Origin of the sequence: Paracoccus angustae, from assembly GCF_042648745.1 — a bacterium.
Classification (GTDB): Bacteria; Pseudomonadota; Alphaproteobacteria; order Rhodobacterales; family Rhodobacteraceae; genus Paracoccus; species Paracoccus angustae.
Genome location: NZ_JBHRXY010000011.1, coordinates 82,804 through 104,944, shown reverse-complemented (window position 1 = coordinate 104,944; position 22,141 = coordinate 82,804). Strand labels below are relative to the sequence as shown.

Sequence of the window (22,141 nt, the reverse complement as noted above, 5' to 3'; positions counted from 1 at the left end):
CAAGGTTGCCTCCCATTTGGCAGCCTTGAATCAGCCAGCGACCAGTTTGGAAATCCTCAAACGTCAACACGCCCTAGTTCGTAGACGCCGGTTTTTCACGTCATGCAATAAACGACCATGAAGGGGGAATTTTATTCTCGATCAAAGATCTGCCTGACAAGGCGGATCGGCTTGGCACGACGCGCGGCGCCAAAGCGGGTGAAATCACCTTTCTGTGAATTAGCATAATATGGTCGTGTCAAGTCAAAATCATTTTATTTGCGTCCTCATCTTCCGATTGTGCGAACGCGGATTCGCAAATCCGAACGAACGAAGACAAGGCCGGTGTGAAAAGACGCGAAATCCCGATGAACCGGCTTTTCCGCCGGAAACCGGCTTCAGGGCCACGGCAGCGAATATGATTCGCCGTTGAACGCGGGCGGCATATCTTTCCTGGGGTATGGTTTCGAGGATTAAAAATTGTCCGTTTGGGAACCCGGAGCGGGGCAGGGCGGGTCGGCTTTCAGACTGAACGGCAACGGCACGGCCCGGCAATCGGACATTGTGACGCGGCCAGGGCCTCTTCGCGCGTCGGTTGCAACAGGACGGCATCCACCGACCGCTTGCCGGGGCGGCGCATCGGCCAGCCGGGCTGACGGATTTCCGTTCCGTCTCCTCGGCCGGGCATTCGGGGGATCATGGGCCATGTCAAGGCTGGAACAGGATCGCGAGGCATGGCGGGATCCGTTTCTGGCCGCCCGATCCCTTGCCGAGCCAGAGCGGACGGATCCGCAGCCGTTCGGGCGACAGCGGCTTCACCATCATGCCGCAGGCGACCAGCCAAAGCCGGTCGGGCGGGCGCTGCCGGACACCCGCCGGCGGCAGCGCGCCGGCGGGCGGGGTTTCAGAAGTCCAGCGTGGCGCCCAGCGTCACGGTGCGGCCCGGCGCGTAAAGCGGCGTCACGTCGCGTTCCAGGTTGCGGCCATAGCTCGACCGTTCGTAATAGGCCTTGTCCAGCAGGTTATCGACGCCCAACCGCAGCACGACGTTTTCGTGGCGCGCGGGCCGCCATTCGGCATAGGCGTTCACCACGCCGTATCCGGGATGGTCCGCAAATCCCGCGTCCGTCACGGCATCGCCCGACAGGCGTTTGGCCAGCGCCCAGGTCGCCCCGACGGTCAGGTTGTGCTGCGGGATCTCCTGGTCCACGAACAGCGCGGCGACCGTGCCGATGGGCACGGCCTCGCCGCCCGCCGGGGGCAGGTCGTCGCCGTCCAGCGACACGTCGGCCCGGGTGACGCTGACGCCCGCGCGCCCCGAACCCCAGCCGTATTGCGCCGAGGCCGTGACGCCGCGGCTGCGGTATTCGCCGGTGTTCGCCAGCAGCGGGTCATAGGCGTTGGCCAGCCCGTCCAGGCGCGTGTCGAAGACCGTCAGGTTGCCGGTCCAGTTGCCGCCGCTGGCGTTCACCCCCAGCTTGTAGTTCCGCGCCGTCGCCGGTTCGTAGCCCGGATCCGTCACCGCCGAGGAATCGCGCGCGTGCAGATAGCCGTATTCGCCGATGTCATAGCCCAGCCAGGTGCGCGACGCGCCCGCGAAGACCTGATAGCCCGGCGCGAATTCATAGGCGATGGTGGCGTTCACGCTGGCGCCGCTGTCGCTTTTGCGCATCCCGTTCCAGTCGGTGAAGCGGTGATGATCGACCCGGGCGCCGGTGGACAGGTCGATGCCGTTGTCGAAGGCGAAGCGGCCCTGGACAAAGGCGCCGACCTGCATCGTCTCGGTCGTGTGGATGCGCATGTCGGTATCGCCGAAATTGTCGATCCGGTAATCGTTGTAGGACCAGTCGATCCCCGTCGTGACCGTGCCCGGGCCCATGTCGAAGCGGTTCTTGACCACGCCGCCGACGCCCTGCGCCTCGAAGGCGAAATCGCCGCGCGCCTCGTCCGGGATGAAGTCGGGGCGGTCGTATTCGTTGCGGCTGATGAAGAACAGGGCTTCGGGATCCCAGGCGGCGGTGGGTGCGGTGGTGGCGTATTTCAAACTCAGCGTGTCGCGCGTGACCTTCAGCGGATAAACGTCGGACGCAAGGTCCATGTTCATCCGCACCACCCGGTCGGCGTCGTCCTGGCTGCGTTCATAGGACAGCTCGACCCGGTGGGTCTCGAACTCGTAGCCCAGTTTCACCAGCCCGCCGGTGTTGGCCGGTTCGCTGCCGGGAATGGTGCGGCCGTTGCCGTTCTCGTAATCGTCGCCGCGCGCGACATTGGCCATGACGAACCAATCGAAGCCCTCGTGGACGCCATAGCTGGCCAGGCTCGCCTCGAGCCCGCGCCCGTTGCTGCCATAGGACAGACCCACGCGCCCGCCACGGCTGCGCCCGTCGGCCAGAAGATCGCGCGCGCCCAGCGTTTCATAGCGCACCGCGCCCGCGGCGGCGGCAAAGCCCGCATCGGCGGCGGCGGCGCCCGCCTCGACCTCGACGCGCTTCAGGAAGGCCGGGTCGATCACGTTCGATCCGCTGTGGTGCCAACTGTCCTTGAACTGCGGCACGCCGTCCACGGACACGGCCAGGTTCGACTGTTCCAGCCCCAGCACATGGATGCGCTTGGACGGGCCCGACCCTGCCGAGACCGCGACCGCCGAGTCGCGCTGGAACAGCTCCGAGACATTGGCGGGCTGGATCGCCTCGAGATCCTCGCGGCTGACCACGACGCCGCCGGTGGCCTCGATGTTCTCCTGGCCGTCCGCGATCAGGGTGATCGGGTCCAGAACAAGGCCGCCCCCGTCCGGCAGATCCTGGGCGCCCAGGGCCGAGGCCATGGCGGCCAGCGAAACGCCGCCAAGCCAGAGGATCGAAGTTCTTCGCATGGACATGTCCCTTTCTTGCCATTGTGCGGGGATGCCATGGCGAGGAGGACGGCTGTTCTCAAGTATTTCAGTCAGGATTAAGCCATCGGGCGGCGGATGTGTCGCGCGGCGGTCACAAGCGCCCGGAGCAAGGGAAAGAAAGTGAAAGAAAACGTCATTTCATAACAAAAGGATGAACGAATTGACCTGCGGCAGGACGGTTCGTCGCCAGCCCCGTCCCGCCATGCGTTTCCAAATACCTGATTATTTTAGTTGACTAACCTGCCGCGTCCCGGCATGGTCCGCGCGGGTTGCGGCCGGCTTTCCCTCTTGTGCTGCCGCGACCGCCCTTTTTTCCGCGCCGCGGCGCGCCAAACGCCAGCATCTCGCCAGCCTCTCCCTTCCATCCGTCCGCAATCCAGGCGGGCCGAGAGACCGGATGCCATTTGACATGACCATTGCCCTGACCGATCCGCGCAAGGCCGAGCCCGCCGCCCGGCCCGCCGCCTCCGGCCGTTTTCTGTTCCACGGCCCTGGCGGAACGGTGCTGTCCCAGGGCAGCCATGCGCCGATCGCCCCCGGCACCGCCGAAACGCTGGAACGCCGCCTGGCCGAGGCCTTCCGCGACGCCGGGCCGGGCGCCGTGGCGGGCGGCGCGCTGCCCTTCAGGCGCGACCGGCCCGATCACCTGTGGCGCGCCGCCCGCGCCGGGTCGCGCCCCTTGTGGGACGCGCCCGGCGAAGCGGCGCCGGGGCCGGTCCGCCTGACCTCTGTTCCGGCGCCCGAAATCTACGCCGATGCCGTCGCCCGGGCCGAACGCCTCCTGCGGGCCGAAGCCGGGCTGCCGCAGGGGCTGCGCAAGATCGTGCTGGCCCGGACCCTGGCCGTGGCCAGCCCCTGCCCGATCCACGAGGACGCCCTTTTGGCCCGGCTGGTCCAGGACGACAGCGTCACCGCTTTCCGCGTCGGCCTGCCCGGTGCAGGCATTGGCGCAGGCATCGGGGCGGACGGCGGGGCGGACGGCGGGACGCGGGCGCTGGTCGGGGCGACGCCCGAACTGCTGCTGGACAAGCGCGGCGCGGCGGTGCTGTCCCATTCCCTGGCGGGTTCGGCCCGCCGGCACCGCGACACCGAACGGGACGCCCGCGCCGCCGCCGCCCTGGCCGGGTCGGCCAAGGACCGGCGCGAACATGCGATGGTGGTGGAATACATCCTGGACACGCTGGCGCCCTTGTGCCGGAATCTGGACTGCCCCGACGGCACCCGGCTCACGGCGACCCGCAGCATGTGGCACCTGGGCACCCGGATCCGGGGGCGGCTCAGGGACGACACGGTTCCCGCGGCGGTTCTAGCCGCGCGGCTGCATCCCACGCCCGCCGTTTGCGGCCTGCCCCCCGCCGACGCCGCCCGGCAGATCGCGCGGCTGGAACCCGAGGACCGGGGCTTTTATGCCGGGGCGGTCGGTTGGTGCGATGCGCGCGGCGACGGCGCCTGGCACGTGGCGATCCGCTGCGCCGAGATCTGCGGCAGCACCGCGCGGCTGTTCGCGGGCGCAGGCATCGTCGAGGGATCCGACCCCTGGGCCGAGACCCACGAGACCGCCGCCAAGTTCGCCGCCATGCTGGACGCGCTCGGCCTGCCGGGTGACGCCGCGCTGACCCTTGCCGGAAAGGACGCATGATGGGCCTGCCCCGGATCGACCCTTATTCCTTGCCCCGCCTGGCCGATCTTCCCCGGCCGCGCGCGCCCTGGACGCCCCGGCCCGACAGGCTGGCGCTGCTGGTCCATGACATGCAGCGGTATTTCTGCGCGCCCTTTGCGCCCGACGCCGCCCCCCTGCGCGAGGTGACCGCCCATGTCGCCCGGCTGCTGACCGCCGCGCGCGCCGCCGGGATCCCGGTCTTTTACACCGCCCAGAAGGGCAGCCAGTTTCCGGCCGACCGGGGCTTGCAGCGCGACCTGTGGGGACCGGGCATGGAGGCCGGGCCCGACCACGAGGCGATCCTCGCCCCCCTTGCGCCCGCGCCCGGGGATCACGTGCTGGTCAAGCACCGCTACAGCGCCTTTCAGCGCTCGAACCTGGCCGCGCTGATGCGTGCCCGGGGCCGGGACCAGCTGCTGATCACCGGCATCTATGCCCATATCGGCTGCCTCGCCACCGCGGCCGAGGCTTTCCAGCGCGACATCCAGCCCTTTCCGGTCTGCGACGCCCAGGCCGATTTCGACCGGGCGCGGCACGACATGGCGATGGGCTGGATCGCCGGGTGCTGCGGCGTGCCGCTGGACACCGAAACCGCGCTTGATGCCATGGGCGCCATGACCCGGGCGGCCGAATGATGCGGCTGGACGGATTCGAGGACCGGGCGGCCTTTGTCACCGGCGCGGCGGGCGGGATCGGACGCGCGCTGGTCGCGATGCTGGCAGGGGCCGGGGCGCGCGTCTTTGCCACCGACACCCCGGCGGCGCTTGAGGCGGCGCCAGACGCGATGCCGGGCGTGGTCTGGCATCCGCTGGATGTGCGCGACAGCGCGGCGGTGGATGCCGCCGTCGCCCGGGCGGCGGCCGAACTGGGTCCGATCCGGCTGGGCGCGCATGTCGCGGGGGTGCTGGCCACCGGAACGGTTGTCGACACGCCGGACGCCGAATGGCAGCGCGTCATGGATGTCAACGCTGGCGGCGTCTTCCGGGTGGGCCGCGCCCTGGGCGCGCGGATGCGGGACCAGGGAACGGGCGGGGCGCTGGTGGTCATCGGCTCGAACGCCGGGGGGATTCCGCGCCACGCCATGGGGCCCTATGCGGCGTCCAAGGCGGCGGCGGCGATGCTGGTGCGCTGCCTGGGGCTTGAGCTTGCCCCCCACGGCATCCGCTGCAACATCGTGGCGCCCGGATCCACCCTGACGCCGATGCAGACGGGGATGTGGACCGACAACGGGGGCGCCGCGCGCGTCGTGGCGGGCGATCTGGCCAGCTTCCGCACGGGCATTCCCCTGGGCAAGCTGGCCACGCCCCGCGACATCGCGCTTGCCGCCATGTTCCTGCTGTCGGAAGGGGCGGGCCATATCACCATGGCCGATCTTTACGTGGACGGCGGCGCCACCCTGCGCGGGTGACGCCCCTTTTTTCAGGCGCGATGCCGGGCGATCAGCGCCCGCCAGGCGTTCAGGGTGGGGCGCGCGATCAGGTCGTCGAAGGACAGCACGATCCCGCGTTCCTCCAGCAGCAGGGCCAGCCGCATCACCCCCATGGAATCCAGGCCGCAAAGCGTCAGGTCGTCGTCGGGACCTATGCCGTCCTCGTCGGTCATGCGGGCGACCTGCGCGGCCAGCCAATCGTCCTGCAAGGCGGCATTGTCGATCAGGGACATGTCTTCTCCTGTGTCCGTTCCAAAGAGATCCGGCCGGGCGCGCAGCAGCCGCTTGTCGGTCTTGCCCACGGCCGTCAGCGGCAGCGTTTCCACAAATCGCAAGCGGTCCGGCAGCTTGTGATCCGCGACACCCGGACCCGTCAGGGGGCGGCGCAGATCGATCCCGCGCGGCGCGGTGCGGGCCACCACGAAGGCGCAGCTTTTCTTGCCCGGGCCGGCGCCGGGCAGGGCCACAAGGGCGGCCTGCGCTGCCCCCGGATGGCGCATCGGAAGATGCTCGACCTCCTCGGATGCGATCTTCTCGCCGCCCCGATCAATCTGGTGCTTGACCCGGCCCGCCATGCCCAGCGGATGGATTCCGCCTGCCGCCGCATGTCGCCCGGAAAGGCGTCGTCGCCGAACCGCGGGCGGCTGCGGTCCGCGATCACAAGGGCGGGGCCGATCCGGGCGGCACCGGCCGAAAGCTCGACCCGCTTGCGGCTGAACAGGGCGCTCAGGGGCACAACGGCCGCCTTCGGCCGGGCCATGAAGACGATGTGGAACTCGGCCACGTTCGGCAGTTGCACCGGCGCCCGGTCGTCGCGCCCAAGGCGCGCCGCCGCCAGCCGCGCTGCCGATCCGACGCACCTTGCGGCGGTAAGGCCGGGCCAGAGCCTCGGGCCAGGGGGTGAAATCGGTCATCACGGCAGCGTCCTTGCCAGCGGGAAAATCCGGCTGGGCCGGGGGCGGCCTTGCTGCGGAGACGGGTTCCCGGCACGCCGCCGGTTGACCCTGGCCAATTCTTAAGTATTTCCGTCGGGAATTGTCAATGCCCGGAGGATGCGCATGGAGCCGACAACGCAGGGTGGCGGATGGCTGTACCTGACCCCTGGCCAGCTGGATTTCTGGGAAGAATATCTGGCCCATCCCGGCCAGCCGGTCTCAACCGTGGCGCATCTGACCCGGATCGAGGGCGGGGCGGATCCGGCGGCCCTGGTGCGGGCGCTGCAAAGGGTCGCCGCCGAAACCGATGTCCTGTCGCTGCGCTTCGCCCCGGGGCCGGGTGGCAGGCCGGCGCAGCGCGTCGATCCTGCCGCGCGCCCGGTCCTGCGCCAGATCGACCTGCGGGGCGATCCCGACCCCGAGGGGCGGGCGCGCGCGCTGATGGCCCGCGACCTGGCCCGGCCGCTGGATCTGGGCGGCGGCGGGGCGGGCGCGATGTGGCTGGTCCGCACCGGGCCGCGCGCCTGGCTGTGGTATTGCCGAGGCCATCACATCTTTCTGGACGGCTATGCCATGGCGCTGATCGAGCGGCGCGCGGCGCAGCTTTATGCCCATCTTGCCTGCGGCGCGCCCGAAGGCCAGCCTTTCGCCCGTTTCGCGGATTATCTGGCCGAGGAGGCGGGTTACGCCGCCTCGGACCGGAACGCCGCGGCCCGGGATTTCTGGCGGGGGCGGCTGGCCTCGGCGCCGCTGCCCCCGCGCATACGCAAGGGATCCGAGGATTATCCTGCCCACCCCCGCAGCGCGACGGCCGACCTGTCGCATCTGGCCGGGCGGCTGCGCGATGCGGCGCTGCGCCACGATCTGGGCTGGCCCGATCTGCTGATCGCCCTGGCCGCGCTGTGGCTGCGGCGGAACGGGACCGGGCCGGGAACGGACGGCGAGCGCATCCTGTGGCTGCCGCTGATGGGGCGGATGGGCAGCGTGAGCGCCCGGGTTCCGGCCATGGTGCTGAACATCGTCCCCTGGCACCTGCCCGAGGCGCGGCAAGCCCCGCTTGCCGAAACGCTGGCGGGCCTTGCCGCGGATCTCAAGGCGATCCGCCGCCATGGCCGCTGCCGGATCGAACGGATCGCCGCGGATGCGGGCCTTGCCGCGAACGAGCGGTTCTTCTTTTCGCCCCTGTTGAACGTGATGCCCTTCGACCCTGCGGTGTTTCCGGGCTGCGACACCCGGCGCGAGGTGCTGGCCGCCGGTCCCGGCGACGGCTTCAACGTGACCGTAACGGCGGATTCGCGCGGCGGGGCCATGATGCTGCATCTGGAGGCCGACCCGGCCCTGACCGACGCCGCCTGCTTTTCCCGTCACGCGGCCGGGCTGCCCCGCTTTCTCGGGGCCGCGCTGGAGGCTTCGGGCGGGACGCTTGTGGCGGACCTGCTGGCCGTCCCGGCCTGATCCGCCTTGCCCGGGCGCAGGACCGATCCGGCTCTGACGAAACCGGCGGGCGCGGGGCTTGCCGTTCGGCCGGTCCGACTCCGTGCGGATCTGTTCCGGCATGGCAGGGCTGCCGATGTTCGATGCCGCCGCTGCGCCTCGGACTTGGGCAGGGTGGAAAGCCGGTGTCGCGGCTTGTCCAAGTGTTGTCCCCCGCAATCGTCATGCGCAGCGCGTCATGCGGGCGTCATGCGGGCGGCTGCTGGCGGCCTCGGCCCTGATGGGACGGAAAGGCACGGAAACCGGCCTGCCGTTCAAGCCGCTGCACGGTGCGGCTGGCCCTGCTTGCGCCCCTGGCGCAGCGCCTGCGGATCAGGGCTCGCCGCCTGGTCCATCGGGCCGGGAGGGCTGTCGGGGCATCTTGCCGTTCAGACCCGATGCGCCGGAAAGAGCGCGGCGGATCCATACAGCATTGCCAAGCGCAGCATGAGCAACTAGTTTCATACTGGTTGATCAGGAGACCGGCATGCGCGAAATCGGCGCCTTCGAGGCGAAGACCCACCTTTCCGAACTGCTGGCCGCGGCCGAGCAGGGCCAATCCGTCACCATCACCCGCCGCGGCACGCCCGTGGCCCGGCTGGTGCCGGTCGCGGGCCCCTCGCGGGCCGAGGCCTTGCGCCGCCTGACCGGCCTGCGCGCGCGCCTGGCCCGGCAGGGCGTTGCGCTGTCCGCCAACGACATCCTGTCGGCCCGCGACGAGGGCCGCCGCTGATGCTGGTGCTGGATGCCTCGGCCCTGGTGGCCGCGGTCATGCCGGACGAGCGGGGCATCGATCTGCCCGGCCTGGCCGCCCGGCACGAGGACATCGCCGCCCCCTGGCTGCTCTGGGCCGAGCTGCGCAACATCCTGGTGGTGAACGAACGCCGCGGCCGCATCCCCGCGGGATCGGCCGAACAGATCGCCGATGCTGTGGACGGGCTTGGCATCGTCCTGGACACGGCGCCCGCCGGGGCGGTGGTTCTTGACCTGGCGCGACGGCACCGGCTGACGGTTTACGACGCGCTTTATCTGGAACTGGCCCTGCGGCAGGGCGCGGCGCTGGCCAGTCTCGACGCCGCCCTTCTGGCCGCCGCCCAGGCCGAGGCGGTGCCCCTGGCCTGCTGAAGGCGGCCCTTTCGGGGGGTGGGTGAACGGCGGATCAGCGCAAGGGCTGCGCCTGGTCCAGCCCGTCGAAGGTGCCGATATGCCGATGCAGCAACTCGACGGCGCGGTTCTCGTCGCGGTCAAGGGCTGCGTCCATCAGCGGGGTATGGTGTTCGATGCCGGAACTGGAACGCAGCGTCGCCAGCAGCGCGGCATCCGTCCGGGGGTCTGACAGCGCCGCCCGGCCCAGCACGATCAGCCGCTGGTGGCGGCGGACCTGGGCGTAGATCTGGCCCAGAAAACGCCCGAGCCACTCGTTGTTGCCGCCGTCGGTCAGCGCCAGGTGAAAGGCCTGATGCGCAACCTCGAACCGTTCGTAATCGGCCGCGGGCATTCCCTGCTTCAGCACCGGCGCGCGGGACAGGGTGCGATGCGCCAGCAGCACGCGCTTTTGCCAGTCGTCGTCGCCCAGGCGGATGGAATCCCGCAGCATCTGCGTTTCGATGGCAAGGCGGGCGTGCTGGATGTCGCGCAATTCGGCAAAGCTGGCGCCGTTGACCCGGTAGCCCCGGTTGCGGACCAGCGTGACCAGGTTCTCGCCCTCCAGCCGGGACAGCGAATCGCGCAGGGGCGTCCAGCCGAAGCCATAGCGCGCGGTCAGGGTGGCCACCGTCAGCGGCTCATCCGGCAGCAGCGCGCCGGACAGGATGTCGCGCTTGAGGGCGTCATAGGCCTGATCTGTCTTGGACATTCGTCCCCGCCTTCCTGGTTCGCCGCACTCTGTCGCTTTGCCCAAACGGGGTCAACGCGGGATACCCGACGCATATTAAATATAATGTTGACATGATGTCCTTAATTATATTTTATATATGAAGCACCGCGTCCGGCCCCGGCAGGTCGCGCAAAAAGAAGAAAAGCCCCACCAACAGCGAGATCCGACGATGAAACACGTTCTTGGAACCCTTCTTGTGGGAACTGCCCTTTCGGCAGCCCCCGCGACGGCCGACGATCTGAAGATCGGCATCCTGTTCGGCTTCACCGGACCCATCGAGTCCCTGTCGCCGCCCATGGCCGACAGCGCCGAACTGGCGATAAGGGAGGCCAGCGACAGCGGGCTGCTGCTGGATGGCGCGACGGTCCTGCCGGTGCGCGGCGACAGCACCTGCACGGACGCCTCGGCGGCCACGGCGGCGGCGGAGCGGCTGGTGACGGTGGACAAGATCGCGGCGCTTGTCGGGGCCGACTGCTCGGGCGTGACCACGGCGGTCCTGAACAACGTGGCGGTGCCCAACAGCCTGCTGATGATCTCGCCCTCGGCCACGTCGCCGGCCCTGGCGGGAGAAGGCGACAAGGGCCTGTTCTTCCGCACCGCCCCCTCGGACGCGCGCCAGGGCGAACTGCTGGCCAGGGTTCTGATCGACCGGGGCATCCAGACCGTTGCCGTGACCTATACCAACAACGATTACGGCAAGGGCTTCGCCGACGCCTTTGACGCGGCCTACAAGGCGGCGGGCGGCACCGTGACGCTTGTGGCGCCCCACGACGACGGCAAGGCGGACTATTCCGCCGAGGTTTCGGCCCTGTCGGTCGCGGGGGGCGAGGCGCTGGTCGTGCTGGGCTACTCCGACCAGGGCGGCAACGGCATCATCCGCGGCGCGCTGGACAGCGGCGCGTTCGACCGCTTCGCCGTGGGCGACGGGATGCATTCGGAACGGCTGATGGCGGATTTCGGACCGGACCTGGACATCTTCGGCACGGTTCCCTGGACCGAAGGCGACGGCACCGCCAAATTCGCGGCCGTGGCGGCCGCTGCGGGAAAGGCGGGCGACGGATCCTTTGTGCGCGAATCCTACGACGCGGCGGCCCTGATCCTGCTGGCGATGCAGAAGGCGGGCGATCCGGCCAAGGCGCATCGGCACGTGGTCGAGGTCGCCAACGCGCCCGGCGAGAGGATCTATCCGGGCGAACTGGCGAAAGCCCTGCAAATCATCAGGGACGGCGGCGATGTCGATTACGTCGGCGGTTCCGATGTCGAGATGATCGCGACCGGGGAAAGCGCCGGCAGCTATCGCGAGTTCGAGAACAAGGGCGGCGCCTTTGCAACCGTTCGGATGCTGACGGCCAACTGAGGCCGGGCCGCCGGGCCGGTTTCCGCCGCCCGGCCCTTTCACGAGGATCCCGTCATGACCCGACCCCAACCGTCGCCGGATCTTCTGGTGGTGCAGAACCTCGGCATCTCGTTCGGCGGCCTGAAGGCGGTCGACGGCATGTCTCTGACCATCCGGCGCGGCGGCATCAGCGGGCTGATCGGGCCGAACGGCGCGGGCAAGTCCACGCTGTTCAACCTGATCGCAGGCTATCACCGGCCCACCACGGGCCGGGTGTGGCTCGCGGGCGAGGACATCACCGGCCTGCCGCCGCATGTGCTGTTCGGCAAGGGCCTGCTGCGCACCTTCCAGATCGCGCGGGAGTTCTCGACCCTGACGGTGCGGGAAAACCTCATGATGGTGCCGGGCGGCCAGCTGGGCGAAACCTGGTTGGGCGCGCTGCTGCGCCCCGGCCGGGTCCGGGCCGAGGAACGCGCCCTGCGCGCCAGGGCCGACGAAATCCTGGAATTCCTTCAGATCACCCATGTCGCCGGCCTGCCCGCGGGCGGGCTGTCGGGCGGTCAGAAGAAGCTGCTGGAACTGGGCCGCACCATGATGGTCGATCCCAAGATCGTCTTTCTGGACGAGGTCGGCGCGGGCGTGAACCGGACGCTGCTTTACGCCATCGCCGACGCCATCCGCCGCCTGAACAAGGAACGTGGCTATACCTTCTGCCTGGTCGAACACGACATGCAGTTCATCGCGGATCTCTGCGACGACGTGACCTGCATGGCCCAGGGGCGCTGCCTGGCGCGCGGCACCGTGGAAACCATCCTGTCGGACGAGGCGGTGATCGCCGCCTATCTGGGCCGGGGCCGCGCGGCCAAGGGCATGGGCCTGGCCGGAACCCCGATCGAAGCGGGGGTCGCATGAGCTTCCTTCTGGCCGAGAACATGACCGGGGGTTACGGCGGCCCGCCGATCCTGAACGGCTGCACCATCGCCGTGGACCGGGGCCAGGTGGCCGTGATCGTCGGGCCGAACGGCGCGGGCAAGTCCACCGCCATGAAGGCGGTTCTGGGGATGCTGCGGCTGACGGCGGGGCACGTCGCGCTGGACGGGCGCGACATCACCGGCCTTCCCCCGCAGGCGCGCATCAGGGCGGGCCTGGGCTTCGTGCCGCAGACCGACAACGTCTTTCCCGGCCTGACCGTGTTCGAGAACCTGCAAATGGGCGCCCTGCTGCGCACCGACGCCATTGACGGCACGCTGGACGAGATCTTCGCGCTGTTCTCGATCCTGGCCGACAAGCGCCACCAGCCCGCAGGCCAGCTGTCGGGCGGGCAGCGCCAGCAACTGGCCGTCGGGCGGGCGCTGATGACCAGGCCCTCGGCGCTGCTTCTGGACGAACCGACCGCCGGCGTCAGCCCCAACGTGATGGACGAGTTGTTCGACAAGATCACCCGCATCGCCGCGCAAGGACTGGCGGTCCTGATGGTCGAACAGAACGCCGCGGGCGCCCTGGAGATCGCCGATACCGGCTTTGTCCTGGTGCAGGGCGCCAACCGCTTCACCGGCACCGGGCGCGAACTGTTGGCCGACCCCGACACCCGCCGCAGTTTCCTGGGGGGCCGCGCATGACCGACCTGCTGAACGGGCTGGCGCATCTGACCAGCATGCTGATCATCCCCAGCCTGGCCTATGGCAGCCAGCTTGCGCTTGGCGCGCTTGGCGTCACGCTGATCTTCGGCGAGCTGCGCTTTTCCAGCTTTGCCCATGCCGAGGGACTGTCGATGGCCACCGCCGTGACCATCCTGTTCACGGTCTGGTTGCAGGGCATGGGCGTGTCGCTGGGCGTCCTGCCGACCGCGCTTCTGGGGATGGGGCTTGCCATGCCGGCGATGGCGCTGGTCTTCATCGGCACTGACCGGGCGCTGTATCGCCATTTCCGCCGCGTCAACGCCCGGCCCGAGGTGTTCATGATCGTCTCGGCCGGGGTGATGCTGATGATGAGCGGCGCGATCCGGCTGGCGATCGGCGCGGACGGCCGCGAATTCGAGGACGGCGAGCGGTTCATCCTTACCGCGCGGGGGTTTCGCGACTGGTCGGGGCTGGCGGAACCGCTGGTTCTGAAAACCTCGCAGGTGCTGACGATCGGACTTGCGGCCCTGGCAACGGCGGCGCTGTTCTGGTTTCTGAACCGCACGCAGGCGGGCCGGTCGATGCGCGCCTATGCCGACAACCGCAACCTGGCGCTGCTGTAGGGCGTCGATCCCGACCGCATCGTGCGGCTGACCTGGGTGCTGGTCGCGGTGCTGTCGGTGCTGGCGGGGGTGCTGTTCGGGCTGGACAAGGGCTATCGCCCCTTCGTCTGCCAGCAGCTTCTGCTGCCGATGTTCGCCGCCGCCGTGGTGGGGGGCCTTGGCAGCCCGGCGGGCGCGATCGCGGGCTCGATGATCGTGGCGTTTTCCGAACTGACGCTGACCTTCGCCTGGAAGAAGGCGCTGACCTATGTCCTGCCTGCGGCCTGGGCGCCCGAGGGCATGGTCCAGGCGCTGTCCACCGAATACAAGTTCGCCGTCTCTTTTCTGATCCTTGTCATCGTCCTGCTGGTGCGCCCGGCGGGCCTGTTCGGAAAGGTGGCCCGATGAGCCGCGCCGTTCCGCCTTTTGCCGCGATGGCTGCGGTTCTGCTGGCCGTGGGCTGGCTGCAAAGCTGGCAGCTGTCGCTGACCATCCTGAACCTGTGCCTGATATCCGCGGTCATGGCCCTGGGCGTCAACGTGCAATGGGGCGTGGCGGGAATGTTCAACGTGGGCACCATGGGATCGGCCGCCGTGGGCGGGCTGGCGGTGGTGCTGGTCTCGGCCCCGCCGGTGCGCGCGGCCTGGGCCGCAGGCGGCGGCGGGCTGCTGGCGGCGGGGGCGGTGCTGCTGGCGACGGCGGGCATCGCGTCGGTTTTGTGGCGGCGCATGGGCGGGCAATCGCTGCTGCGCGGCGCCGCCGTGGGCGCGGTCGTGCTGCTGGGGCTGGCGGTGTCGCGGCACTGGTTCCTGCCCGCCGCCGCCGCCGTCGAATCCGTGGACGCCGCCAGCACCGGCTATCTTGGCGGGCTTGGCCTGCCGGTGGCCTTGTCCTGGATCGCCGGGGGGCTGCTGGCCGCCGTTGTGGCCTGGCCCATCGGGCGGCTGACGGCGGGGCTGCGGTCGGATTACCTGGCGGTCGCGACCTTCGGGATCTCGGAAATCGTTCTGGCCGTGCTGCGCAACGAGGAATGGCTGGCCCGCGGCGTCAAGAACGTGACCGGTCTGCCGCGTCCCGTGCCCTTCGAGGCCGACCTGCAAGCCGCCCCCTGGGTGCGGGATCTGGCGCTGTGGCTGGACTGGCCCGGGCGCGACGCCGCCTCGGTCCTGGTGAAGCTGGCCTATGCGGCCTGGTTCCTGGCGGTGCTGCTGGCGATCTGGTGGGCGCTGGAACGGCTGGCCCGCGCGCCATGGGGCCGGATGATGCGCGCCGTCCGCGACAACGAGGAAGCCGCCCGCGCCATGGGCAAGGACGTGGCGCGGCGCCACTTGCAGGCCTTCGTGCTGGGGTCCGCCATCGTGGGCGTCGGCGGCGCGATGCTGGTGACGCTGGACGGCCAGTTCACCGCCGGAGGCTATCAGCCGCTGCGCTTCACCTTTCTGATCTGGGTGATGGTCATCATCGGCGGATCGGGCAACCACAAGGGGGCCATCCTTGGCGCGTTCCTGATCTGGTTCGTCTGGGTGCAGGCCGAAACCGCGGGCCTGTGGCTGGCCGCGGCGGCGGCGGCAGCCCTTTCCCCCGAAAATCCCGTGCGCCTCGCGCTCGTGGAAGGGCCGGCCCAGCTTCGCTATGTGGTGATGGGCCTGATCCTTGTTCTTGTCATGCGCTTCGCCCCGCGCGGGCTGATCCCCGAAACAACCCCGGAGTCCCCCCGATGAATGCCGACCTGCTGGCCCCCTATGATCTGACCGGCCGCGTGGCCCTTGTCACCGGCGGCGCCGGCGGCATCGGCCGCGCCTGCGTCGAGCGGCTGGCCGCCTATGGCGCCACCGTCGCGATCAGCTGCATCGACGGCCTGGAAGACCCGGACGCCGTGCGCGGCGGCTTCGGCGACTTGGCCGTCACGGTGCATCCGCTGGACCTGCGCCGGGCGGATTCGATCCGGCGCTGCATCGCGGAGGTGGCGGACCGGCACGGCCGCCTCGACGTGCTGGTCAACAATGCCGCCGTGGGATCGGCCACCGTTGCCGCCTTTTCCGACGATCCCGGCGGGCAGGACAGCCTGATGCTGGCGATCAACGCCGACGGCACGCTGAAGATGTGCCAGCAGTTCCTGGCCCTGCCCGGCGCGCCGGGCCGCAAGCTGATCAACATCAGCTCGGTCGGCGGCGGCATCGCCGCTTTTCCCGGCTTCCGGCTGTCCGACGGGATGAGCAAGGCCGCCGTGTCCTTTCTGACCCGGCAGCTGGCGGCCGAGGCGGTCCATGCCGAGGTCGATGTTTTCGCCATCTGCCCCGGCGCCACCAATACGCCGATGTTCCACGCCAGCACCCTGTCCAAGCTGTCGCGCAAGGATCTGACGGCCTTTCTGTCGCGGCTGCCGAAAGGCCGGCTGATCGAGCCGTCCGAGATCGCCGCCCTTGTCCATTTCCTGTCCAGCCCGCCGTCGCGTGTCCTGCATGGCGCGGTTTTGGACGCCTCGATGGGTCTGGGCGTGCGGCCCGGCCTGATGTCGGAACACCGGATCCACTAAAGGGGAACGCCGCCATGACCACGGACTTCGACGCGACCCGCCGCGCCTTCGATCTGCCCGAAGGCGTCATCTATCTTGACGGCAACTCCCTGGGACCGCTGCCCCGGGGCGTGGCCGAACGGCTGGCGCGCACGGTCGCGGACGAATGGGGCCGGATGCTGATCACCGGCTGGAACCGGGCGGGCTGGATCGGCCTGCCCGCGCGCGTCGGCGACCGCATCGCCCGCCTGGTCGGGGCCGAGCCGGGCAGCGTCGTGATGGGCGACACGCTGTCCGTCAAGGTTTATCAGGCGCTGGCCTCGGCGCTGGACATGAACCCCGGACGCCGGGTGATCCTGTCGGACACGGGCAATTTTCCGTCCGACCTGTACATCGCCGACGGCCTGGCCCGCTCGCTTGGCCCCGACATCCGTCTGAAGCTGGCCGAACCCGAGGCTCTGGCCGCCGCCCTGGACGACAGCGTCGCCGTGCTGCTGGTGACCGAGGTGGACTATCGCACCGGGCGGCGGCACGACATGGCGGCCCTGACCGCCCGCGCGCAGGAACTGGGCGTCCTGACCGTGTGGGATCTGGCCCATTCCGCCGGGGCCTTTCCGGTGGGGCTTGCGGCCTGCAACGCCGACTTCGCGGTGGGCTGCACCTACAAGTACCTCAACGGCGGACCGGGCGCGCCGGCCTTCATCTATGTCGCCCCGCGCCACCAGGACCGCGCCCGGCCCGCCTTGTCGGGCTGGATGGGGCACGAGGCGCCCTTTGCCTTCGACCTGGACTACCGCCCGGCCCCGGGCGTCGAACGGATGCGCGTGGGCACCCCGCCGGTCCTGCATCTGGCCGCCCTGGATGCCGCGCTGGATGTCTGGGACGGGGTGGACATGGACGACCTGCGCGCCCGGTCGCTGGAGCTGGGCGACCTGTTCGTCCGCCTGGTCGAGGCCGATTGCCCCGACCTGATCCTTGCCACCCCGCGCGACCACGCCCGACGCGGCAGCCAGGTGTCGTTCCGCCATCCGCAGGGTTACGCCATCATGCAGGCGCTGATCGCCGAGGGCGTGATCGGCGATTTCCGCGCCCCCGACATCCTGCGCTTCGGCCTCACGCCGCTTTACGTGGGCCTTGACGATGTCCGGCGGGCCGCCGCCGTCCTGGCCCGCGTCACGGCGGACCGGCTTTGGGACAGGCCCGAATTCCGCAGACCCGCCGGCAGGGCCGTGACCTGACCGGCCGCCGCTTTCCCCGGCCTGGGCGCCGTCGCGCCACGGGCGGCTTTTCATGGGAGTTCCCGACATGCTTGGACCGACCGGCCACAAGGACAGTTTCACGCGCGACCGGCTTCCGCCGCCCGAAGCCTGGCCCCGGATCGACCTTGCGGGCTTCGATTACCCCGATTGGCTGAATGCCGGGGTCGAGCTGACCGACCGGATGGTGGATCGCGGCTTCGGCGGCCGCGTGGCGCTGATCGGCAACGGCCGGTCGCGGACCTACCGCGAACTGGCCGACTGGACCAACCGCATCGCCCGTGCGCTGATCGAGGATTACGGTGTCCGGCCCGGCAACCGCGTGCTGATCCGTTCGGCCAACAACCCGGCCATGGTGGCCTGCTGGCTGGCCGCGACCAAGGCGGGGGCGGTGGTGGTCAACACCATGCCCATGCTGCGGGCGGGGGAACTGGCCAAGATCGTGGACAAGGCCCGGATCAGCCACGCCTTGTGCGACACGCGCCTGATGGACGAGCTGGCCGCCTGCCGGAAAGGCAGCCGTTTCCTGCGCACGGTGGTGGGTTTCGACGGCACGGCGAACCATGACGCCGAACTGGACCGCGCAGCCCTGGGCAAGGACGCGCGCTTTACCCCGCCCCCCGTCGGGCGGGACGACGTGGCGCTGCTGGGCTTCACCTCGGGATCGACGGGGGAACCGAAGGCCACGATGCATTTCCACCGCGACCTGCTGATCGTCGCCGACGGCTACGCGCGCGAGGTGCTGGGGGTCACGCCCGACGACGTGTTCGTCGGCTCGCCGCCCCTGGCCTTCACCTTCGGACTGGGCGGCCTTGCCATTTTTCCCCTGCGCTTCGGCGCGGCAAGCGCGCTGTTGGAGCAGGCCAGCCCGCCCAACCTGGTGCGGATCATCCAGGAACACCGCGCCACGGTCTGCTTCACCGCGCCCACCGCCTATCGCGTGATGCTGAAGGCGATGGAGAACGGGGCGGATCTGTCCTCGCTTCGCGCGGCGGTCAGCGCGGGCGAAACCCTGCCCGCGCCGGTTTATCGGGAATGGATGGCCAGAACCGGCAGGCCGATGCTGGACGGCATCGGCGCGACCGAGATGCTGCACATCTTCATCACCAACCGTTTCAACGACCACCGCCCCGGCTGCACCGGCCGTCCGGTGACGGGCTATGAGGCCCGGATCGTCGGGCCGGACATGCGGGAACTGCCGCGCGGCGAGGTGGGGCAGCTGGCGGTGCGCGGGCCGACCGGCTGCCGCTACATGGCGGACGACCGGCAGCGCGCCTATGTCCGCGACGGCTGGAACCTGACGGGCGACGCGTTCTGGCAGGACGGGGACGGCTGTTTCCATTTCTCGGCCCGCACCGACGACATCATCCTGTCGGCGGGCTACAACATCGCCGGCCCCGAGGTCGAGGCCGCCCTGTTGACCCATCCCGCGGTGCGCGAATGCGCGGTCATCGGCGCGCCCGACGCCGAGCGGGGCCAGATCGTGCAGGCCCATGTCGTGCTGGCGCCGGGGCACAACGGCGATGCGCGGATGGTCAAGGACTTGCAGGACCATGTGAAAACGGTGATCGCGCCCTTCAAGTATCCCCGCAGCGTGATCTTCGCCGCGACGCTGCCCAAGACCCAGACCGGCAAGATCCAGCGGTTCCAGCTGCGCCAGCCGGACAGAGCGGGCCAGGAGGGAGCGAACGGGATTGACTGATTGGGACGACGCCTTCGCCAACGCGGCCCACATCCCCGGCGCGGATGCGATCGTCGCGTCCTGGCCCCTGCGCGCCAAGGCCTTTCGCCGGTCGGGCGTGCGGATCGACAGGGACATCCGTTATGGCCCCAGGCCCCGCAACCGGCTTGACCTGGTCTGGCCCGAGGGCGCCTGCAAGGGGCTGGTGGTGTTCGTGCACGGCGGGTTCTGGCTGGATTTCGACAAGTCCGACTGGACCGACCTGGCCCAGGGCGCTCGGGCGCATGGCTGGGCGGTGGCGCTGCCCTCGTACACGCTTGCGCCCGAGGCCCGGATTTCGGACATCACCGCAGAGATCGGCGCCGCCGTCCGCGCCGCCGCGTCCCGGGTCGAGGGGCCGGTCCGCCTTGTCGGCCATTCGGCGGGCGGGCATCTTGTCGCCCGGATGGTCTGCGACGACAGCCCGCTTGATCCCGCAACGTTGAATCGCGTCGAAAAGGTATTGACGATCAGCGGTCTGCACGATCTGCGCCCGCTGCGGCACACGCGGATGAACGCGGTGCTTGGGCTGGCGGCCTGGGAAGCGGCCCGGGAAAGCGCGGCCCTGCATCTGCCCGTGGCGACGATCCCCGTCACCTGCTGGGTCGGCGCCGGGGAACGGCCCGAATTCCTGCACCAGACCCGCCTTCTGGCGGCCCTGTGGCACGGAACAACGGCAACGCGGCTGGTCGAGGAACGGGGAAAGAACCATTTCTCGGTCCTGGACGGGCTTGGCGACCCGGAATCGCCGATCGTGGCGGAATTGCTCGATCGCTGCGGTCGAAGCCTTGCACGGTTTTTGCCGCAATGACGTGGCCGGACCGCCGGACCGCCGCCTGCGCCTGCGCGCGCGTGCCCCCCGGCGCCGGAACGGACGGCCGACAAAGGCGGCCGGGCGGGCATGTCGGCCCGCCCAGCCGTTCCGCCGCGCCCGTCAGGCGTGGCGGGCCAGGATGTCCAGGATCGGCACCCTGGCGCCCAGCCGGGCGCACAGCAGGGCCGTGCCGCTGATCTTGCGCTGCGCGAACAGCATTTCCGCGGGGGGCAGGTGCCAGCTGTCCCGGTCCGCCAGAAGGGGGGCGGCGCGGTCGCGCAGATGGGCCGCGACGGAGCGGTCGGCAAAGTCGAACACGCCGCCGCGGCTGTCCTCAAGCCGCGCCAGCACCAGGCCGATCATCGCCTCGATGGCCGCGCCGTGGCGGCGGTCCTGCGCGGCCGAGATCAGGTCCGCCGATCCAAGCGCCTCGCGGACCCGGGCCGCGTCACCCGACAGCCCCGCCCGCAGCAGCGCGCGCCACGAGGCGGCCGTTTCCGGGGCCACAGGACGCACCGCGCCGAAGTCCAGAAGAACGATCCGCCCGGTCTGGGCCTGCCAGCGGTAGTTGGCGAAGTTCGGATCGGTCTGCATCAGCCCGAAGTCGAACAGCTCGCGCAGCACAAGGTCGATCAGCGCGCCGAGGGCGGCGTCGCGCTGCTCGGCGGGGGCCTGCGCCAGCGTCTCGACCGGCGCGCCCGCCTGAAAGGTCATCGGCAGGACGGCGGGGTGCAGCAGATCGTCCACGGGGCGCGGCACCGCGAAGCGGCTGTCGCCTTCCAGCAGCGCGGCATAGCGGAGCATCTGCCGGGCCTCGCGCAGGTAGTCGGCTTCCTCGCGCAGCTGGCGCTTGGCCTCGGCCAGGTGCGGCGCGATGTCCAGACCCGGCGGCAGCAGCCCCGACAAGCGCAACAGCGTGGCGACATTGTCAATGTCGGCGTCGATGCTGGCCGCCACGCCGGGATACTGCACCTTGACCGCAAGCTCCTGCCCCGAGGGCAGAACCGCCCGGTGGACCTGCCCGATCGAGGCCGCCGCCAGGGGACGGGCCTCGAACCGGGCGAAGCGGCGGCGCCAGTCCGGTCCCCAGGCCTGGACCAGCGCGGTGTCCAATTGGCGGGGCGGCATCACATGGGCCTGGTCGCGCAGCTGCGCCAGGATCGCCGTCAGTTCGGGGGGCAGCAGGTCGCCCGCGTCCATCGACAGCATCTGGCCCAGCTTCATCGCCGCCCCGCGCAAGCGCGACAGCTGCCCCGCCACCCTGCGCGCATAGGCGGGCGTCAGCAAAAGGTCGGGCAGTTGCGGGCGCTCTCCGCGCGCAAGGCGGCGGACGCCTTCGCCCAGGACGCCGGTGGCGACGCCCCCCGCGATCTGGCCAAAGGCGGCAAGCCGTGCAAGCCGGGCCGAGGGCACCGGACGGGATCGGTCGGTCATGCGAAAACCCCTGCGCTTCACGCTCGACATGGGGCCGCGCCGGGGCAAGCGCCAGGGGGGCGCGATGTCGCAGGGCGGGATGCCGCGGGGACGACCGTCTGGATGCTGGGGATCGTCAGCCTGCTGATGGACGTGTCGTCCGAAATGATCAACGCGCTGCTGCCGCGTATCTGGCTGGAGGCCGGGGGGCCTCGGCCCTGGCCATCGGGTTCATCAAGGGTCTGTCGGTCGTTGTTGCGACCGCCGCCAAGTTGCTGTCGGGCATCCTGTCCGACATGAGCGGGCGGGACAAGCCGCTGGCGGCTGCCATGACGCCATGGACCTATGTGCTGGGTACGGTGCTTTGGGGATTGCACATGGGGTTCTCGCAAGGGCTGTTGGGCGGGATGATCGCTGCCGCCACGCCCGATCACCTGAAGGGCAGCGCCTTCGGCACGTTCAATCTGGTGACGGGTCTTGTTGTTCTTTCGGGAAACACCCTTGCCGGGTGGCTGTGGCACAGCGCGGATTCCGCGGCGCCCCGCGCATAGTTGCCCTCAAACGCGGGAGCGTCCGCCCGGACGCGCTGGTCAGCATCGGCACCTCTGGCCCGTCATCCTC

The 22,141-nt window shown here is 69.9% G+C and carries 19 protein-coding genes and 1 pseudogene; 16 read left to right on the top strand and 4 right to left on the bottom strand.

The annotated features are described in order from the left end of the window. Positions 1-883: 883 nt before the first annotated feature. Positions 884-2,851: a TonB-dependent receptor domain-containing protein gene (locus ACFOM8_RS13890; protein ID WP_377762302.1), complete on the bottom strand. Its 1,968-nt coding sequence runs from the start codon at positions 2,849-2,851 to the stop codon at positions 884-886. A 430-nt stretch (positions 2,852-3,281) separates the two neighbouring features. On the opposite strand from ACFOM8_RS13890, the gene ACFOM8_RS13885 reads away from it, so the two are divergent. The 3 genes from ACFOM8_RS13885 to ACFOM8_RS13875 are packed head-to-tail and all read left to right on the top strand — an operon-like array spanning position 3,282 to position 5,940. Next, positions 3,282-4,511: an isochorismate synthase gene (locus tag ACFOM8_RS13885; RefSeq protein WP_377762300.1), complete on the top strand. Its 1,230-nt coding sequence runs from the start codon at positions 3,282-3,284 to the stop codon at positions 4,509-4,511. Next, the gene (locus tag ACFOM8_RS13880) at positions 4,508-5,167 is read left to right on the top strand and encodes an isochorismatase family protein (protein WP_377762298.1); all 660 of its coding nucleotides are present in this window, start codon (positions 4,508-4,510) and stop codon (positions 5,165-5,167) included. Before ACFOM8_RS13885 ends, ACFOM8_RS13880 begins: the two co-directional genes overlap by 4 nt. Next, positions 5,164-5,940, top strand: coding sequence for an SDR family oxidoreductase (locus ACFOM8_RS13875; protein WP_377762296.1), 777 nt, complete (start codon positions 5,164-5,166; stop codon positions 5,938-5,940). The genes ACFOM8_RS13880 and ACFOM8_RS13875 overlap by 4 nt, the downstream gene beginning before the upstream one ends. 11 nt (positions 5,941-5,951) lie before the next feature. Here ACFOM8_RS13875 and ACFOM8_RS13870 read toward each other — a convergent pair whose 3' ends face one another. After that, positions 5,952-6,536, bottom strand: coding sequence for an acyl carrier protein (locus ACFOM8_RS13870; protein ID WP_377762294.1), 585 nt, complete (start codon positions 6,534-6,536; stop codon positions 5,952-5,954). Between the two features lie 483 nt (positions 6,537-7,019). Between ACFOM8_RS13870 and ACFOM8_RS13865 the strand changes: the two genes are divergently transcribed. From ACFOM8_RS13865 to ACFOM8_RS13855, 3 genes are all read left to right on the top strand, one after another. Then, positions 7,020-8,351, top strand: coding sequence for a condensation domain-containing protein (locus tag ACFOM8_RS13865; protein ID WP_377762292.1), 1,332 nt, complete (start codon positions 7,020-7,022; stop codon positions 8,349-8,351). A gap of 505 nt (positions 8,352-8,856) precedes the next feature. Continuing rightward, entirely contained in the window at positions 8,857-9,102 is a 246-nt protein-coding gene (locus ACFOM8_RS13860; RefSeq protein WP_377762290.1) for a type II toxin-antitoxin system Phd/YefM family antitoxin, read from the top strand. Continuing rightward, positions 9,102-9,494 (top strand): type II toxin-antitoxin system VapC family toxin, encoded by a 393-nt coding sequence (locus ACFOM8_RS13855; protein ID WP_377762289.1) that lies wholly within the window; start codon positions 9,102-9,104, stop codon positions 9,492-9,494. Before ACFOM8_RS13860 ends, ACFOM8_RS13855 begins: the two co-directional genes overlap by 1 nt. A gap of 34 nt (positions 9,495-9,528) precedes the next feature. On the opposite strand, the gene ACFOM8_RS13850 is transcribed toward ACFOM8_RS13855, so the two are convergent. Next, on the bottom strand, positions 9,529-10,224 hold the full coding sequence (locus tag ACFOM8_RS13850; protein WP_377762287.1) for a GntR family transcriptional regulator: 696 nt from the start codon (positions 10,222-10,224) through the stop codon (positions 9,529-9,531). Positions 10,225-10,414: 190 nt separating this feature from the next. On the opposite strand from ACFOM8_RS13850, the gene ACFOM8_RS13845 reads away from it, so the two are divergent. The 9 genes and pseudogenes from ACFOM8_RS13845 (at position 10,415) to ACFOM8_RS13805 (ending at position 20,104) form a co-directional block, all read left to right on the top strand. Continuing rightward, entirely contained in the window at positions 10,415-11,602 is a 1,188-nt protein-coding gene (locus tag ACFOM8_RS13845) for an ABC transporter substrate-binding protein (RefSeq protein WP_377762285.1), read from the top strand. Between the two features lie 54 nt (positions 11,603-11,656). Next, a complete protein-coding gene (locus tag ACFOM8_RS13840) occupies positions 11,657-12,493 on the top strand; it encodes an ABC transporter ATP-binding protein (protein WP_377762284.1) in 837 nt (278 codons plus the stop codon). Then, entirely contained in the window at positions 12,490-13,200 is a 711-nt protein-coding gene (locus ACFOM8_RS13835; RefSeq protein WP_377762282.1) for an ABC transporter ATP-binding protein, read from the top strand. Before ACFOM8_RS13840 ends, ACFOM8_RS13835 begins: the two co-directional genes overlap by 4 nt. Beyond that, positions 13,197-14,210 (top strand): annotated as a pseudogene (locus tag ACFOM8_RS13830) (branched-chain amino acid ABC transporter permease). The gene ACFOM8_RS13835 and the pseudogene ACFOM8_RS13830 overlap by 4 nt, the downstream one beginning before the upstream one ends. Next, complete coding sequence (locus ACFOM8_RS13825; protein ID WP_377762280.1) at positions 14,207-15,523, top strand: branched-chain amino acid ABC transporter permease; 1,317 nt, start codon at positions 14,207-14,209, stop codon at positions 15,521-15,523. Before ACFOM8_RS13830 ends, ACFOM8_RS13825 begins: the two are co-directional and overlap by 4 nt. Continuing rightward, positions 15,520-16,338 (top strand): SDR family NAD(P)-dependent oxidoreductase, encoded by an 819-nt coding sequence (locus tag ACFOM8_RS13820; RefSeq protein ID WP_377762278.1) that lies wholly within the window; start codon positions 15,520-15,522, stop codon positions 16,336-16,338. Before ACFOM8_RS13825 ends, ACFOM8_RS13820 begins: the two co-directional genes overlap by 4 nt. Positions 16,339-16,352: 14 nt before the next feature. After that, on the top strand, positions 16,353-17,555 hold the full coding sequence (kynU, locus tag ACFOM8_RS13815) for a kynureninase (RefSeq protein ID WP_377762277.1): 1,203 nt from the start codon (positions 16,353-16,355) through the stop codon (positions 17,553-17,555). 67 nt (positions 17,556-17,622) lie between these two features. Then, on the top strand, positions 17,623-19,275 hold the full coding sequence (locus ACFOM8_RS13810) for an AMP-binding protein (RefSeq protein WP_377762275.1): 1,653 nt from the start codon (positions 17,623-17,625) through the stop codon (positions 19,273-19,275). After that, positions 19,268-20,104 carry an alpha/beta hydrolase gene (locus ACFOM8_RS13805; protein ID WP_377762273.1) on the top strand — a complete coding sequence of 279 codons (837 nt, stop codon included), beginning with the start codon at positions 19,268-19,270 and terminating at the stop codon, positions 20,102-20,104. Before ACFOM8_RS13810 ends, ACFOM8_RS13805 begins: the two co-directional genes overlap by 8 nt. A 123-nt stretch (positions 20,105-20,227) precedes the next feature. Here ACFOM8_RS13805 and ACFOM8_RS13800 read toward each other — a convergent pair whose 3' ends face one another. After that, positions 20,228-21,541, bottom strand: a complete 1,314-nt coding sequence (locus ACFOM8_RS13800) for an ABC1 kinase family protein (protein WP_377762271.1) — start codon at positions 21,539-21,541, stop codon at positions 20,228-20,230. Positions 21,542-21,792: 251 nt separating this feature from the next. Between ACFOM8_RS13800 and ACFOM8_RS13795 the strand changes: the two genes are divergently transcribed. Next, positions 21,793-22,071, top strand: coding sequence for a hypothetical protein (locus tag ACFOM8_RS13795; RefSeq protein WP_377762270.1), 279 nt, complete (start codon positions 21,793-21,795; stop codon positions 22,069-22,071). Positions 22,072-22,141: the final 70 nt, after the last annotated feature.

Coding starts and splice junctions, on each gene's coding strand:
- ACFOM8_RS13890 (WP_377762302.1), bottom strand. CDS start 2,851: ATGCGAAGAACTTCGATCCTCTGGCTTGGCGGCGTTTCGCTGGCCGCC.
- ACFOM8_RS13885 (WP_377762300.1), top strand. CDS start 3,282: ATGACCATTGCCCTGACCGATCCGCGCAAGGCCGAGCCCGCCGCCCGG.
- ACFOM8_RS13880 (WP_377762298.1), top strand. CDS start 4,508: ATGATGGGCCTGCCCCGGATCGACCCTTATTCCTTGCCCCGCCTGGCC.
- ACFOM8_RS13875 (WP_377762296.1), top strand. CDS start 5,164: ATGATGCGGCTGGACGGATTCGAGGACCGGGCGGCCTTTGTCACCGGC.
- ACFOM8_RS13870 (WP_377762294.1), bottom strand. CDS start 6,536: ATGGCGGGCCGGGTCAAGCACCAGATTGATCGGGGCGGCGAGAAGATC.
- ACFOM8_RS13865 (WP_377762292.1), top strand. CDS start 7,020: ATGGAGCCGACAACGCAGGGTGGCGGATGGCTGTACCTGACCCCTGGC.
- ACFOM8_RS13860 (WP_377762290.1), top strand. CDS start 8,857: ATGCGCGAAATCGGCGCCTTCGAGGCGAAGACCCACCTTTCCGAACTG.
- ACFOM8_RS13855 (WP_377762289.1), top strand. CDS start 9,102: ATGCTGGTGCTGGATGCCTCGGCCCTGGTGGCCGCGGTCATGCCGGAC.
- ACFOM8_RS13850 (WP_377762287.1), bottom strand. CDS start 10,224: ATGTCCAAGACAGATCAGGCCTATGACGCCCTCAAGCGCGACATCCTG.
- ACFOM8_RS13845 (WP_377762285.1), top strand. CDS start 10,415: ATGAAACACGTTCTTGGAACCCTTCTTGTGGGAACTGCCCTTTCGGCA.
- ACFOM8_RS13840 (WP_377762284.1), top strand. CDS start 11,657: ATGACCCGACCCCAACCGTCGCCGGATCTTCTGGTGGTGCAGAACCTC.
- ACFOM8_RS13835 (WP_377762282.1), top strand. CDS start 12,490: ATGAGCTTCCTTCTGGCCGAGAACATGACCGGGGGTTACGGCGGCCCG.
- ACFOM8_RS13825 (WP_377762280.1), top strand. CDS start 14,207: ATGAGCCGCGCCGTTCCGCCTTTTGCCGCGATGGCTGCGGTTCTGCTG.
- ACFOM8_RS13820 (WP_377762278.1), top strand. CDS start 15,520: ATGAATGCCGACCTGCTGGCCCCCTATGATCTGACCGGCCGCGTGGCC.
- kynU (WP_377762277.1), top strand. CDS start 16,353: ATGACCACGGACTTCGACGCGACCCGCCGCGCCTTCGATCTGCCCGAA.
- ACFOM8_RS13810 (WP_377762275.1), top strand. CDS start 17,623: ATGCTTGGACCGACCGGCCACAAGGACAGTTTCACGCGCGACCGGCTT.
- ACFOM8_RS13800 (WP_377762271.1), bottom strand. CDS start 21,541: ATGACCGACCGATCCCGTCCGGTGCCCTCGGCCCGGCTTGCACGGCTT.